A 14915-nucleotide genomic window follows, 5' to 3' on the forward strand; every position below is an offset into this window, starting at 1 on the left:
GTTCGGCTGCGAAGCAGTCGTAAAATCTGCAAATGTGGTGTACCTGAAAAAATGCCGGGGAGCGCTTCGCACTCCAACGGGGGCAAGCCCCCTCGCCACAAGTGATCGGCGGAAATCCGCTCATACTTACGCATACCTTGAGCGACTATCCGCTCAACAAAACCTCTCACCCCCTCTAAACCGGCCCTCCTCCCCTTGGCACAGCTCCTGCTATAGCCCCTGCAGGCTGCGTTTACACGCGCTCCACAAAAACAATTAAACGAAGGATCCTTCAATGGATAACTCCAACGCCCTGCCCCTTGGGTCGGCTGCCGTGCCGGCTAAAGAAAGAAGCACCGCCAGCCGGATCAAATCGATCTTCAGCGGCTCTGTCGGCAACATGGTCGAGTGGTATGACTGGTACGTCTACGCCGCCTTCTCCCTGTACTTCGCCAAAGTCTTCTTCCCCAAAGGCGACACCACCGCCCAACTGCTCAACACCGCCGCAATCTTCGCCGTGGGCTTTTTGATGCGCCCGATCGGCGGTTGGCTGATGGGCCTCTACGCCGACAAGGCCGGCCGTAAAGCCGCGCTCATGGCGTCGGTCTACCTGATGTGCTTCGGCTCGCTGCTGATCGCCCTGAGCCCGGGCTATGAAACCATCGGTATCGGCGCGCCGATCCTGCTGGTGTTCGCCCGCCTGCTGCAAGGTTTGTCGGTGGGGGGTGAGTACGGCACCTCGGCAACGTACCTCAGCGAGATGGCGACCAAGGAACGTCGCGGCTTCTACTCCAGTTTCCAGTACGTGACGCTGATCTCCGGCCAGCTCATCGCCCTGGGTGTGCTGATCGTGCTGCAAAACTTCCTGACCACCGAAGAGCTGTACGCCTGGGGCTGGCGCATTCCGTTCGCCATCGGCGCGTTGTGTGCCGTGGTCGCGCTGTACCTGCGTCGTGGCATGGAAGAAACCGAGTCGTTCACCAAGAAAGAGAAAGCCCGAGAAAGCGCAATGCGCACCTTGCTGCGCCATCCCAAGGAACTGATGACCGTGGTCGGCCTGACCATGGGCGGCACGCTGGCGTTCTACACCTACACCACGTACATGCAGAAATACCTGGTGAACACCGTCGGCATGAGCATCTCCGACTCCACCACGATTTCCGCGGCCACGCTGTTCCTATTCATGTGCCTGCAACCGATCATCGGCGGGCTGTCGGATAAAGTCGGTCGGCGGCCGATCCTGATTGCCTTCGGTATTCTCGGGACGCTGTTCACCGTACCGATCCTGACCACCCTGCACACCATCCAGAGCTGGTGGGGCGCGTTCTTCCTGATCATGGCGGCGCTGATCATCGTCAGCGGCTACACCTCGATCAACGCGGTGGTCAAAGCCGAACTGTTCCCGACCGAAATCCGCGCCCTGGGCGTCGGCCTGCCGTACGCACTGACCGTGTCGATCTTCGGCGGCACCGCTGAATACATCGCCCTGTGGTTCAAGAGCATCGGCATGGAAACCGGTTACTACTGGTATGTCACGGCGTGCATCGCGGTGTCGTTGCTGGTGTACGTGACCATGAAAGACACCCGCAAGCATTCGCGGATCGAGACCGACTGACAGCAATATTGATAGTGGCTGTACCGTCCTCTTCGCAGGCAAGCCCGTGAAGAGGACGACTCAGTCTCAAGTCAACTCGGCCGCCGTCTGCTTCGCGTACTTGCCCTGCACGTAAGACGCCCCCGCAATCATCACCACCAGAATCCCCGCCAACACCAGCGACGAACCGATGGTGCCGAAATCCAGGCCACCCTTTGCATGGGGTTTGGTCAGGAAGTCGCCCAAGGTTGCGCCGAATGGCCGCGTCAACACGAACGCCACCCAGAACAGCAGCACCGACGAAATCTTCGTGAAGTATTTCAACAGCACCACCAGCGCAATGGTCGAACCGATCAACAGTGCGCCGCCGGCAAAACCCAAGCCCGAGTCGTCGGCCAGGTAATCGCCAAGCGCCGTGCCCAGGGTGTTGGAAAACAGAATCGCCATCCAATAGAACATCTCGCCCCGGAAGGTCTGGACCTTGGTGACGTTCAGCGAATCGCCGCTCAAGCGCCAGGCCGCGAAAATCCCCAGCAGAATCGCAATCAGGATCATCGAACCCGTGGCGTAGCCCAATTCAAGGGTGCGGTCCATGAAGTCGGACATGGTGGTGCCAGCGGTGCTGGTCGACAGAATCACGATCCAGTACAGCACCGGCTTGTAGGTTTTGGACATCAACTGCGTGACCAGCGTCAGCACAAAGACGCTGATCAGGATCAGCGAGCTGATGGCGTAACCGACATTAAGGGTCATCGATAACAAATCCCCCGCGGTTTCACCCAGGGTCGTTGCGCAGATTTTCATGACCCAGAACGCCAGGGTGATCTGAGGAAGTTTATTCATTCAAGGCAAGCTCCAGTTCGTGGCGGTCGTTTCTTCGGGTTATTGACCGGTGCGCAGACTGGCGGTGGAGCGGTGAAAAATAGGTAAGTGCAGGATGAAAATTCTGTCACGCAGACAAGAGAGCCCGATTAATCGCTGGTTAATGCCCAGTACGCATCCTGCCCCCCGTCGATCAATTCATTGCAATGTGCAAACTGGAGTTACCCATGAAAACCAAACTGATGCTTGCCCTGACCCTCTCTGTGCTGGCGGCCAATACCTTCGCCGCCGATGGTTACGACCGCACCGGTTCCGCCGTCTTCACTGCGCAAAGCAACACCGCAGACGACAGCCGCACTGACGCGGCCAAAGTCGCTACCGACAGCGTCGATCGCACCGACGCTGCCCGTACCAACTGATCCCTGTACGCACCACACAGCCCGGCTCTGGCCGGGCTTAGTCATTTCTGGGGAAAGCAAAACCCGGTGATCGCCACAGAAGCCCCACTCCCACTGATTGAAATCTGCCGCTGGCCCTTGCACCATGCTCATCTCCCGGACGCCCTCAGGAATTCACTCCATGCCCGACGATATCCATTTCTACGAACCCGCCAACGGCCATGGCCTGCCCCATGACCCGTTCAACGCCATCGTCGGCCCGCGTCCCATCGGCTGGATTTCCTCCCAGGACGCCAACGGTCGCCTGAACCTGGCACCCTACAGCTTCTTCAACGCCTTCAACTACATCCCGCCGATCATCGGGTTTTCCAGTGTCGGGCGCAAAGACAGCCTGAACAACATCGAGCAGACCGGCGAGTTCGCCTGGAACCTGGCGACGCGTCCGCTGGCCGAGCAGATGAACCAGAGCTGCGCCATGGTCGGGCCGGAAGTCAACGAGTTCGAACTGTCCGGGCTGACCACCGCCGCGTCGAAGATCATTCAGGTGCCACGGGTCGCCGAAAGCCCGGTGTCCTTCGAGTGCAAGGTCACGCAGATCATTCAGTTGCAGCGCGCCAACAAGGAAGTGGTGCCGAGCTGGCTGATTCTCGGCGAAGTGGTCGCCGTGCACATCGCCAAATGGCTGTTGAAGGATGGGGTGTACGACACCGCCGCGGCAGAACCGATTCTGCGCGGCGGCGGGCCAGCGGATTATTTTCAGCTGGGGCCAGAGGCACTGTTCAAGATGTTCCGCCCGGGGGCGGTCAAGTGATTACCAGAGCAGGTCGGCGTCTTGTTTGACGTCTTTGAGGTGGGTCAGCTCTTTGGCCGCGGCCTCGTCGGCTTCATGAGCGGTCTTGAACGTCTGGCCTTCCAGCACTTTGTGAAAAACCGGGGCACCGGAACCACCGAGGGCTTTGACGGCAATCGCGGCGTGGTAACCGCCCTCGCCCGGTACTACTGCTGAAACGGCTTCGAAGTGTTCAAAGGCTTTACGTGCCATGTCGCGGATCCTGGCTAATGGAGAGTTGCGCCATTAAACCCTCAACCGGCCAGTTTGTGTACCGCTGCCTGGGACTGGCCGAGGGCCTGGGTCGCCGAGACATCCTTGAAAGTATGGAAATCCAGGCTGTTGACCACCATTTCCTGCACCAGCTCGGCAAAAATCTGCATCGCCGGGCTGCCGAAGTAAGCGGTCATCGCCTGTTGGCTGGCCCAGAAACCGGACACCAGCCACAGCTCGGGATCACATTGCGAGTGCTGCAGGGCGAAGCTCAGGCAACCCGGCGCGTTGCGCGACGGTTCGATCAGGGCGCTCAGGCGCGCACCGAGTTCTGCCGAACGCCCGGCGCGGGCGCGAACGAAGGCCATATGACTGACGGGGATCTGCGTAGACATGTTCAACCCTCCCAGGGAGTCGAGTGGCAGCCGTGGGACGGGCTGCGACAGGATCCAAGATTAGGCGGCGCATCACAGACAGCGTTAGTCGATTTCTGCCGGCTTATTGCACAATCCTGCGCAACTGCAAAAAGCCTCTGTAACAGCGCGCAAAGTACTGTCACACCGCTGTCACACCACTTTTAAGCAAGTTTCATCCACATTGCCCTGCTATGGCAGCCTCGTGTATTCACCCCGCGCAGAATCAGGCAAGCTTTTGACAGGATGTGTCTACCGCTGTCCCTTGCACAAATTTAAGCTCGGCCCATGACCAACACTTCACGGAGGATTCCCTGCATGTCGTCGCTCGATCACTTTCAGGCTCCGCTTCCCGCTGACATGGAAAAACAGCGCGCGGAACTGGCCGACCTCATCCGTCGCAACACGCTGGACGATGGTTCCTACGCCACCGCCGTCGGTTCGCTGTTCATGTCGCGTCACAGCAAATCCCATGATTTCGCCCCGGGGCTGGCCCAACCGGCCCTGTGCATCATGGCCCAGGGACGCAAGGAAGTTCGGTTGGCGGACGAACACTTCAATTACGACCCGCTGAATTACCTGGTGGTATCGGTCTCGATGCCCCTGAGCGGGCGGGTGGTGAATGCCTCGCCCGAAGAACCGATCCTCGCGGTGCGGCTGGACATCGACCCGGCGGAAATCACCGCGCTGATTGCCGACGCCGGCCCCATCGGCCTGCCCACACGGCCCACGGGCCGAGGCCTGTATGTCGAGCGGATCGACGCGGCCATGCTCGACGCCGTGCTGCGCCTGGCGCGTTTGCTGGACACACCGAAAGACATCGCCATGCTGGCGCCGCTGATTCGTCGGGAGATTCTGTATCGGCTGTTGCGCAGCCAGCAGGGGCATCGGCTGTATGAGATTGCCATCGCCAACAGCCAGAGCCATCGCATCGGCCAGGCGATCAAATGGCTCAACGGCAATTATGAGCAACCGCTGCGCATCGATGATCTGGCGCGGGAAGTGAACCTGAGCGTGTCGACGCTGCATCACCGCTTCAAGGCGATGACGGCGATGAGTCCACTGCAGTATCAGAAACAGTTGCGCCTGCAAGAAGCGCGACGGTTGATGCTGGCCGAAGGGCTGGAAGCGTCGGCGGCGGGGTATCGGGTGGGGTATGAAAGCCCTTCGCAGTTCAGCCGCGAGTACAGCCGATTGTTCGGGGCACCGCCGCTGCGGGACTTGGCGCGGTTGCGGTTGACGGTTTGATCCGGCATTTGTTGCGTGGCTGATGGCCTCATCGCGGGCTTGCCCGCGATGGGGCCAGTAAAATCAGGCGCTCAGTACTCGGCACGCCTCAGCCGGCAAGGTCACCGACACTGGATTGCCAATGCTCAACCCAACGTCCTGACACGGCGTGCTCAACGCGGTAAACGACACCCCGGAACATTCGACGGTGGTTTCGATGGTCGCGCCGATATCCCGCACAAACGTCACCTTACCCAGCAAGCGATTCCCCGCCGTCGCCTGGGGTTGCGACAATTGCAGGTCTTCGGGGCGAATCAGCATTTTCACTTTCTCCCCCACCACAATGCTGCTGCAGATCGGCACTTGCAGCGCATCACCGCCGGGCAGGCTGACCTTGCCATTGCCCAACGCCGTGGCCGGGAAAATATTCCCCGAACCGATGAAGTCCGCGACGAATTCATTGGCCGGGTGCCGATAAATCTCAATCGGCGTGCCCACCTGCTGCACCCGATGTTCACCCAGCACCACCACGATGTCGGCCATGGTCATGGCTTCGCGCTGATCGTGGGTGACCATGATGGTGGTGATGTTCAAGCGCTGTTGCAGCTGACGGATTTCCACCTGCATCGATTCGCGCAGCTTGGCGTCCAGCGCCGACAGCGGTTCGTCGAGCAGCAGGATTTTCGGCCGCGAGGCAATCGCCCGGGCAATCGCCACACGCTGACGCTGACCGCCGGAGAGTTTCGCCACCGGGCGATCAATCATTTCCTGCAGTTGAATCAGCTCAAGCAACTCCACCACCCGCGCCTGCTGATCGGCCTTGCTGACCCCACGCAGTTTCAACGGATAGGCAATGTTCTCCCCCACCGTCATGTGCGGGAACAGCGCCAGGGATTGAAACACCATGCCGAAATTGCGCTGATGCGCAGGGGTATGGCCGATGTCTTCACCGTCCAGGCGAATCTCGCCGCCGGTCAGGGTTTCGAGCCCGGCGATCATCCGCAGCAAAGTGGTTTTACCGCAGCCCGACGGGCCGAGGAAACACACCAGTTTGCCCTCGGGCAAATGCAGGTTCACATCCTTTACCGCGCAGGCCGAGCCGTAATGTTTCTCGACGTTTTCCAGAATCAGACCAGTCATTTGAATCACCTCAAGAAATCAGAACGAAACGCCGCCTTCGCCAACCAACTTTTCCAGCGCCCAAATGAGCACGAAGTCGATCAGCACGATCAGCACGGCAAACGAGAAAACGGTAGGGTCGAGCGATGACACGGTGCGGCTGTACATCCAGATCGGCACGGTCATGACGTCGATGGTGTAGAGGAAATAGGTCACGGTGAATTCGTTGAACGAGACGATGAACGCCAGCAGCATGCCCGCCAGAATCCCCGACTTCATCAACGGCACCACCACATCGACAATCGCCCGAGTCGGTGAAGCGCCGAGCATTTGCGCGGCCTCTTCGACTTCGCTGCCAATGGAAAGCATCGCTGCCGTGCAGTTCTTCACCACGAACGGCAGCGCCAGAATCACATGGGCAATCACCAGCCGCGAGGTGGTGATCTGGAATGGCAGGCTGTCGAACACCAGCAGCAAGGCCAAGCCCAACACCACCATCGGGAACACCAGTGGCAGCGACATCAATTGCAGCGCCACGGCCTTGCCACGGAACTCGCAACGGGTCAGCGCGTAAGCCGCCGGCACCGCGATGATCGTGGCGAAGATCATGGTCAGGCAGGCCACCAGCAAACTGGTGCTCATGGCCTTGCCCAGGCTCAGCACGTCGCTGGCGTCCGGCGAGACGAACGTGTGCCAGGCGGCCTTGTACCATTGCAGGCTGTAGCTGCTGGGCGGAAAGTCGAGGTTCGACGCGCCACTGAACGACATGACAATCATGGTCAGAATCGGCAACACAGCCAGCAGCAGAATGAAGCCCGAGAGGATGCCGGCGAACTTGCCGGTATCGCCCGGCAGCAGCGACTGACGCTTCTTGATCAAGGTGCTCATTGGGAAGCCTCCAGCATGCGCCGACGACGGCCAGTGATGTATTCGGACAAGGTCATGATGGCCAGGGTGGTAACGATCAGCACCACGCCGGCAGCGGACGCGGCGGGCCAATTCATCAGCGGGGCGATCTGGTCATGGACCATCACCGCCAGCATCGGCACGCGCCGACCGCCGAGCAGCAAAGGCACCACGAAGCTGCTGGCGTTGTAGGCAAACACCAACGTCGCGCCGGTGATGATCCCCGGAAAACTCATCGGCAACACCACTTGGCGAAACACCTGCAGGCGACTGGCGCCCAAGGTTGCAGCGGCTTCTTCGTAAGTGCGGGCGACTCCGCGCATGGCACTGGCAATCGGCAGCACAGCCAACGGGAACGCGGTTTGCACCAGGCCCATCAATACGCCGTTCTGGTTGTACAGCAGCATGATCGGCCGCTTGATCAGGCCCAGGCCCATCAGCGCCTGATTGAGCATCCCGCCCGGGCCGAGAATCACCAGCCAGCCGTAGCTTTGCAGCAACAGGTTGACCAGCAATGGCAACAGCACCGCCGCGAGGAAAATCCGCCGCACGAACGGTGAGGTCAGCCGCGACATGGTGTAGGCCACCGGGATCGCCAGCAGCACCGCGATCACCGCGCTGATCAGCGCCAGGCGCAGAGTCAGCAGCAAGGATTTGAGGTAGTACGGTTCCAGCAATTGCGCGTAACTGGCCAGGCTGAAGCCGGACCACTCCGCACCTTTGGTGCCCACGCTCATGCGCAGCACCAGGAGGCTGGCGGCAATCAGCACGCCGAGAAACAGCATCGACGGCGACATGAAAAACCACGCACGCACTGTCGGTGAGACACCCCGATTAGCGCGCGTGGGTGCGACGCTTACCGGATGGGTCAGAGGTTGGTGTTCCATAGCAAGGGTCTCGTCAATGGAAAGCAGCAAGACTGAGATTCGGCAAAACCTGTGGCGAGGGAGCTTGCTCCCGCTGGGTTGCGCAGCGACCCCAATCAATCACCGCGCCCTTTCAGATAGAACGCGGTGCCTGGTTTTGCGGCTGCTACGCAGCCGAGCGGGAGCAAGCTCCCTCGCCACAATGAATCTTCAAACCGCAGAAATCAGGAAGAAAAGATTTCCGTGTAACGACGAATCCATTGGTCATGCACGGTGGCCAGGAAGGCGTTGTCGTGCATGATCGCCTTCTCGGCAATCTGCTCCGGCGTAAGGATGTACGGGCTCTTGCGGGCTTCGGCGGAGATGATCGCCTTGGCGTTGACCGGACCGTTGTAGATGTCTTCGGCCATCTTGCCCTGCACCAGCGGGTCCAGAGAGTGGTTGATGAAGGCGTAGGCCAGGTCGGTATCGCCCGGACGGTTTTTCGGCATCACCGAGAGCATCAGGTCGGTGTAGAAACCTTCCTTCATGCCGAACGTGGCGCCCAGACCGTAGGCCGGGTCGCGGATCTGTTTGGGGAAAAACGCCGGTGCGTACAAGCCGCCCATGTCCAGGGATCCGGTGCGGAACAGCTCGGCGATCTGGTTCGGGTTTTCACCCAGGGTCACCACGCGGCTCTTGAGCTCGGCGAGTTTCTTGAAGCCTGGCTCGATGTTGTGTTCGTCACCACCGGCCAGTTTGGCGGCGATGATGATCAGGTCCATGGCCTCGGTCCAGTTCGGCGGCGGCAGGAAAATGTTCGGCGCCAGGTCGGCGTCCCACATCGCGGCGTAGCTGTCCGGGGCTTCTTTCTGGGTACGGGTGCTGTAGACCAGGCTGTTGCACCACAGCAGGTAACCGATACCGTGGCCATTGGCGCCGGTGCGGTATTTCTCCGGCACGTCCACCAGGTTGGGGATGCGGTTGAGGTCGGGTTTTTCCAGCAGGTTGGCGGCGGCCAGGCCTTCGGCGCCGACGCCGGCCAGGGTGATGATGTCGTACTGCGGACGATCACCGCCGGCCTTGAGTTTGGCGACCATTTCCGAGGTGCTGCCGGTGCGGTCAGCAATGACCTTGCAGCCGTACTTGTCTTCGAAGGTGGCCGCGATATTGCGCAGTGCTGCAAGGCCCGTGTCATCGGACCAGGTCAGCAGGCGCAGGGTCTTGCCCGCAAAGCGCGTGTCGCTGGCGTTGGCCTTGATGAACGGCATGCTCATGGCTGCCGCGGCAACCGAGGCCACGCCCACGGTTTTGATGAATTGACGTCTGTTCAGATCGTGCTCGCCCATGAAGGACTCCCTTTGTTTTTTTAAGTATGAGGTTGGTCGCAACCGTTGCATCCGCGCGGCCAGTTCGGCTTGAAGTCCCCGGTTTCAAAGGACTTGAGCTTGACCGGCGGGTTCATCCTGAGGTCGTGCAAAACACCTGACTATCGATAAATACTCATTGAAGCCATGACGTTGGCGCATGCCTCATCAAGAGGCATGCGCTCACTGTTTTCGTGCTGTCAGACGGCCCGAATCACGTGTTTGATTTCCTGGAAAGCCTGCAAGCCCCACGGCCCCAATTCGCGGCCGATGCTGCTCTGTTTGTAGCCACCCCAAGCGGTCTGCGGGAAGATCACTTGCGGCGCGTTGATCCACACAAGCCCCGCCTGCAAAGCGTTGGCGACCCGATCGGCGGCCTCGCTGTCGCGCGTGACCACACTGGCGACCAGACCGAACGGGCTGTCGTTGGCCAAGGCGATCGCCTCGGCTTCAGAGCTGAAACTGCGCACGCAAATCACCGGGCCGAAAATCTCTTCGCACCACAACGCACTGTCGAGGGGCGCGTCGATGAAAACGGTCGGCTGCAAAAAGTAGCCGCGCGACAGGTCTGCCGGACGATTGCCGCCGCAGATCAGCTTCGCGCCAGCGCTCAAACCGCGATCGATGTGGCCCAGCACCCGCTGGTATTGCGCCTGGTTGACCAGTGCGCCCATTTCCACGTTCGGGTCGAACGGGTCGGCCACGCGAATGGCTTCGGCACGGGCCTTTAATCGCGCGACAAATTCATCCGCCAACTCATCGGCAACCAGCACACGACTGGTCGCCGAACACATCTGCCCGGCGTTGAAGAAACCGCCGCCGCAGGCCACTTCCACAGCCAGTTCGATGTCGGCATCGGCGAGCACCAGCAGCGAGGATTTACCGCCCAGTTCCAGGCTCACGCCTTTCACGGTTTCCGCTGCCCGCTGCATCACCTGCACGCCCACCGCGTTGCTGCCGGTGAAGGAAATCTTGGCGATGCGCGGGTCAGCCGACAGCGGTGCGCCGACCGCAAGGCCGGTGCCGCAGACCAGGTTGAACACACCGTTTGGCACACCGGCCTCGGCAATGATCGTCGCCAGTTCCAGCTCCGGCAGCGGCGTCACTTCAGACGGTTTGAGCACCACGCAGCAACCGGCGGCCAGGGCCGGGGCGAGTTTCCAGGCGGTGGTGACCATGGGGAAATTCCACGGCACGATCAGGCCGACCACGCCGCACGGCTCACGGCGCAAGCGGGCGCTGAAATCGTCACTCGGCAACGCCACGGCGCTGTCTTGTTTCGCGTCCAGGCCTTCAGCCAGACCGGCGTAATACTCAAAGGTGGCGATCACGTCGTCGACGTCGATGGCCGCTTCGAACAGCGGTTTGCCGTTGTTGCTCGACTGCAACTTCATCAACTGTTCACGCCCGGCCTGCACGCCTGCGGCGATTCTGCGCAGGATCGCCCCACGCTCGGCTCCGGTGGTTTTCGACCATTGCTTAAAAGCGTTGGCCGCCGCGGTGACGGCCTGATCGACAGCGTGTGCATCGCCGCCGTTAACGGTGGTCAGCAGGGCTTCGGTCGCCGGGTTGATCACGCGCAGATGTTCGTTGCCAGCGGACCATTGGCCATCGATGAACAGGCCGTCGAGGGTCGTCGGAAAGGTCATGGGAGCACTCATTGCGACACCGCCTTCATCCACTGGGTCTGGTCGATTTCAATCAGGGTCGGGCCCTGACGATCGGTGGCCAGGCGCAACGCATCACGCAAGCTGTCAACACTGTTGACCGCTTCGGCCGCACAGCCCAGGGCCTTGGCGACACCGATAAAGTCCGGGGTATAGATGTCCACGCCCACCGGCTCGATGGCGCGGTTGACCATGTATTTCTTGATCTCTTCGTAGCCCTGGTTATTCCACAGCAACACAATCACCGGCGTACGCGCTTCCACCGCACTGGCCAGTTCCGGCAAGGTGAATTGCAGGCCGCCGTCGCCGATCAGGCACACCACCGGAGGGCGCGTGCCGCCTTCGACGCTGCCACCGAGCCAGGCGCCAATCGCCGCCGGCAAGGCGTAACCGAGGGTGCCGTAACCGGTGGACGAGTTGAACCAGCGACGCGGACGCTCCGGGTTGAAGGTCAGGTTGCCGGTGTACACCGGTTGGGTCGAATCGCCGACGAACACCGCGTTCGGCAATTCGTACAGCACGGTTTCCAGGAAGCGGGTCTGGGCCAGGGTCGGGGCGTCCCAGGTCGCGGCGAGCTCTTCTCGCAAGCGAGCGGCGCGCACCTGGCCCCAGTCATTGCGGCGCTCGGCCAGCGACTTGTGGGACAGCGCACTCAGCAGGGCCTGGGCGGCATTGCGCGAGTCGGCCACCAACGCCACCTTCGGCGGGTAATTACGCACGGTCTGGTCTGGGTCGATGTCCACGCGCAGCAGCACGCCCGGGATTTCGAAACCGCCGGCGAAGGTGATGTCGTAATCGGTTTCGGCCAGTTCGGTGCCGATGGCCAGCACCACGTCAGCCTCGGCCACCAGCGCACGGGTGGCCACCAGGCTTTGGGTCGAACCGATCAGCAGCGGATGGCTGGATTCGAGCATGCCTTTGGCATTGATGGTCAGGGCCACTGGCGCATCCAGCAGCTCGGCCAGTTCAGTCAGCTCGGCCGCCGCATCGATGGCGCCGCCACCCGCGAGAATCAATGGGCGTTTGGCACCGGCCAGCAGGTCGGTCATGCGGCTGATCGCGCTGGGCGAAGCACCGGCACGATCGATGTTCACTGGCACGCTGGAGAGCAGGTCATCGGCCTCTTCGACCAGTACGTCCAACGGGATTTCGATGTGCACCGGACGCGGACGCCCGGCCTGGAACAGCGCGAAGGCCCGCGCCAACACGCCCGGCAATTCCGCCGCCGACATCAAGGTATGGGAGAACGCCGCCACGCCGCCGACCAGTGCGCTCTGGTTCGGCAGCTCATGCAGCTTGCCGCGCCCGCCGCCCAATTGGCTGCGCGATTGCACGCTGGAGATCACCAGCATCGGGATCGAGTCGGCGTAAGCCTGGCCCATGGCGGTGGTGATGTTGGTCATGCCTGGACCGGTGATGATGAAGCACACGCCCGGTTTGCCGCTGGTGCGGGCATAGCCGTCGGCCATGAACCCGGCGCCCTGTTCGTGACGTGGAGTGACGTGGTTGATGCTCGAACGGGCCAGCCCGCGATACAGCTCCACGGTATGCACCCCGGGAATGCCGAACACCTGCTCGACCCCGTAATCTTCGAGTAACTTGACCAATACTTCGCCGCACGTCGCCATGTGTTTGCCCTTTTTGTTCGTTTGAGACGCCGGGCCTGCGCAGTGTTTATGATGGATTGGCAGGCCAGGGAATGGCCTCATTGGAACGGGCGACACGTAGCCGCAACAATGGATAAAAAGTCATACTAGCCATGTCCTCACGTCATACCTTGGATCCCAATGAAACGACTGCCTCCCCTGCCGGCGCTGCACACTTTTCTGATCACCGCGCAGTGCTGCAACTTCACCCGGGCCGCCGAACAGCTGCACATCACCCAAGGCGCGGTGAGCCGGCAGATCGCCGGGCTGGAAGATCATCTGGGCTATGAACTGTTCATTCGCCAGGCGCGGGGCTTGAGCCTGACCGCCGAAGGACGTGAGTGGTTGCCACGGGTGCAGCAGATTTTCGGCCTGATCGATGAGGCCGTGGAGCAGATCGGCGAGAAGCGCGAAACCTTGCAACTCAAGGCGCCGACCTGCGTGATGCGCTGGCTGTTGCCGCGCCTGTTGCAGTGGCAAAAGGAACGCCCGGATGTGCCGGTGGAATTGACCACCACGGTGAAACACGGCGTGGACTTTCATCGTGAACAGTTCGACGCGGCGGTGATGTATGGCCCGCCGCCGGAGAGCTCACTGGCCTCCCATCATTTGTTCGATGAGCAACTGACGCCCGTGTGTTCCCGGCCGATGCTTGAAGGGCCACTGGCCTTGCAGACACCGGCAGACCTGCAACAGCACTTGTTACTGCATCCGACCCGGGATGAACGGGACTGGAAAGCCTGGTTGAAAGCGGCGGATATTCATCTGAGCAATGTCGGCAAGGGCCAGCATTTCGAAACCCTGGACCTGGCGATGTCGATGGCGTCCCAGGGGACAGGCGTGGCGATTGGCGATTGGTCGTTGATCGGCGATGACCTGAGCGCCGGGCGGCTGGTCATGCCCTTTGATTTGAAGGTGAAAACCGGATTGGCGTATTACCTGGTGTTCCCCGAAAAACCTGCGCCTTCGCCGAAGTTGCGCGAATTGATGGGGTGGTTGGTGGAGCAGGCGCAGGCACGGTAACCGCCCCCCCGATGATCGTTCCCACGCTCCGCGTGGGAATGCAGCCCGGGACGCTCCGCGTCCCATCCGGAGCCGAACGCGGAGCGTCCGTTGAGGCATTCCCACGCAGAGCGTGGGAACGATCAATCACTCAATACCCGACCGTAAACCGCTGGCGGGAATGCTTCGGTGTTTCCACTTCATCCAGCAACGCGATCGCGTAATCGGCAAAGGTAATCCAGCTGCGGCCCTGCGCACTCACCAGCAAGTCATCCTTGCCGACTCGAAACGTGCCCGTACGCTCACCTTCGACAAACTCCGCCGACGGCGACAGGAAGGTCCAGTCCAGGTTCTGTTCCTGACGCAAGGTGTTGAGGAAATCGGCACCGGCGCTGGCCTCAGCCTTGTATTCCTTCGGGAAGCCTTCGCTGTCGATCACCCGTGTGCCGCCCGGCAGCAACAGCGAACCGGCACCGCCCACCACCAGCAGACGCTTGACCCCGGCCTGCTTCACCGGCTCGATGACGGCGCTGGCGGGGATGGTGGAGAAATGTGCAGCACTGATTACTGCATCATGACCAGCGACGGCGGCTTGCAAAGCGGCAGCATCGAGCACGTCGACGTTTTTGCTGACGACACCGGCACGCTGGCCGATTTTAGAGGTGTCGCGGGCGATGGCGGTGACGCTGTGACCGCGACGCAGGGCTTCTTCCAACAGTTGGCTACCGGCACGACCGGTGGCACCGATGATTGCGATTTTGCTCATGACGTTCTCCAGTTGATGTAACTGTGATGTATAGCGTGTGTGTAATCAGCACAACCTTTGTGGCGAGGGAGCTTGCTCCCGCTCGGCTGCGAAGCAGTCGTAAAACCTGTAAATGCGGTGTG

Annotated in this window: 15 protein-coding genes; 5 read left to right on the plus strand and 10 right to left on the minus strand. The window is 61.0% G+C overall.

Features of this window, described 5'->3' with window-relative positions; genetic code table 11:
* Positions 1–274 precede the first annotated feature (274 nt).
* Positions 275–1594 carry an MFS transporter gene (locus tag AC07VO_RS16880; protein ID WP_018926549.1) on the plus strand — a complete coding sequence of 440 codons (1320 nt, stop codon included), beginning with the start codon at positions 275–277 and terminating at the stop codon, positions 1592–1594.
* Between the two features lie 66 nt (positions 1595–1660).
* Here the strand turns inward: AC07VO_RS16880 and AC07VO_RS16885 are convergent, their stop codons facing one another.
* On the minus strand, positions 1661–2416 hold the full coding sequence (locus tag AC07VO_RS16885; RefSeq protein WP_019581516.1) for a COG4705 family protein: 756 nt from the start codon (positions 2414–2416) through the stop codon (positions 1661–1663).
* A gap of 206 nt (positions 2417–2622) precedes the next feature.
* Here AC07VO_RS16885 and AC07VO_RS16890 point away from each other — a divergent pair, with 206 nt between their 5' ends.
* Together AC07VO_RS16890 and AC07VO_RS16895 are read left to right on the plus strand one after the other, a co-directional pair.
* A complete protein-coding gene (locus AC07VO_RS16890; RefSeq protein ID WP_018926551.1) occupies positions 2623–2814 on the plus strand; it encodes a hypothetical protein in 192 nt (63 codons plus the stop codon).
* Between the two features lie 160 nt (positions 2815–2974).
* Positions 2975–3604, plus strand: a complete 630-nt coding sequence (locus tag AC07VO_RS16895; protein WP_018926552.1) for a flavin reductase family protein — start codon at positions 2975–2977, stop codon at positions 3602–3604.
* Here AC07VO_RS16895 and AC07VO_RS16900 read toward each other — a convergent pair whose 3' ends face one another.
* Together AC07VO_RS16900 and AC07VO_RS16905 are read right to left on the minus strand one after the other, a co-directional pair.
* Complete coding sequence (locus tag AC07VO_RS16900) at positions 3605–3835, minus strand: hypothetical protein (RefSeq protein WP_019581518.1); 231 nt, start codon at positions 3833–3835, stop codon at positions 3605–3607. It abuts the gene before it with no gap.
* 41 nt (positions 3836–3876) lie between these two features.
* The gene (locus AC07VO_RS16905; protein WP_026286455.1) at positions 3877–4230 is read right to left on the minus strand and encodes a putative quinol monooxygenase; all 354 of its coding nucleotides are present in this window, start codon (positions 4228–4230) and stop codon (positions 3877–3879) included.
* 336 nt (positions 4231–4566) lie between these two features.
* Between AC07VO_RS16905 and AC07VO_RS16910 the strand changes: the two genes are divergently transcribed.
* Positions 4567–5496, plus strand: coding sequence for an AraC family transcriptional regulator (locus AC07VO_RS16910; RefSeq protein ID WP_018926555.1), 930 nt, complete (start codon positions 4567–4569; stop codon positions 5494–5496).
* Positions 5497–5559: 63 nt separating this feature from the next.
* Here the strand turns inward: AC07VO_RS16910 and AC07VO_RS16915 are convergent, their stop codons facing one another.
* The 6 genes from AC07VO_RS16915 to AC07VO_RS16940 form a co-directional block, all read right to left on the minus strand.
* Positions 5560–6615 carry an ABC transporter ATP-binding protein gene (locus AC07VO_RS16915; RefSeq protein ID WP_018926556.1) on the minus strand — a complete coding sequence of 352 codons (1056 nt, stop codon included), beginning with the start codon at positions 6613–6615 and terminating at the stop codon, positions 5560–5562.
* Between the two features lie 18 nt (positions 6616–6633).
* On the minus strand, positions 6634–7482 hold the full coding sequence (locus AC07VO_RS16920; RefSeq protein WP_018926557.1) for an ABC transporter permease: 849 nt from the start codon (positions 7480–7482) through the stop codon (positions 6634–6636).
* Complete coding sequence (locus tag AC07VO_RS16925) at positions 7479–8387, minus strand: ABC transporter permease (RefSeq protein ID WP_495007639.1); 909 nt, start codon at positions 8385–8387, stop codon at positions 7479–7481. Before AC07VO_RS16925 ends, AC07VO_RS16920 begins: the two co-directional genes overlap by 4 nt.
* Before the next feature lie 203 nt (positions 8388–8590).
* A complete protein-coding gene (locus AC07VO_RS16930) occupies positions 8591–9694 on the minus strand; it encodes an extracellular solute-binding protein (protein ID WP_258672554.1) in 1104 nt (367 codons plus the stop codon).
* A 218-nt stretch (positions 9695–9912) separates the two neighbouring features.
* The gene (locus AC07VO_RS16935; protein ID WP_495007640.1) at positions 9913–11361 is read right to left on the minus strand and encodes an aldehyde dehydrogenase family protein; all 1449 of its coding nucleotides are present in this window, start codon (positions 11359–11361) and stop codon (positions 9913–9915) included.
* 8 nt (positions 11362–11369) lie between these two features.
* Positions 11370–13007, minus strand: a complete 1638-nt coding sequence (locus AC07VO_RS16940) for a 5-guanidino-2-oxopentanoate decarboxylase (protein ID WP_018926561.1) — start codon at positions 13005–13007, stop codon at positions 11370–11372.
* A 159-nt stretch (positions 13008–13166) separates the two neighbouring features.
* On the opposite strand from AC07VO_RS16940, the gene AC07VO_RS16945 reads away from it, so the two are divergent.
* Positions 13167–14048: a LysR substrate-binding domain-containing protein gene (locus AC07VO_RS16945; protein ID WP_018926562.1), complete on the plus strand. Its 882-nt coding sequence runs from the start codon at positions 13167–13169 to the stop codon at positions 14046–14048.
* 130 nt (positions 14049–14178) lie between these two features.
* Here the strand turns inward: AC07VO_RS16945 and AC07VO_RS16950 are convergent, their stop codons facing one another.
* A complete protein-coding gene (locus AC07VO_RS16950) occupies positions 14179–14793 on the minus strand; it encodes an NAD(P)-dependent oxidoreductase (RefSeq protein ID WP_477746894.1) in 615 nt (204 codons plus the stop codon).
* Positions 14794–14915: the final 122 nt, after the last annotated feature.

This window comes from Pseudomonas sp. GW821-FHT03E01, from assembly GCF_059420765.1.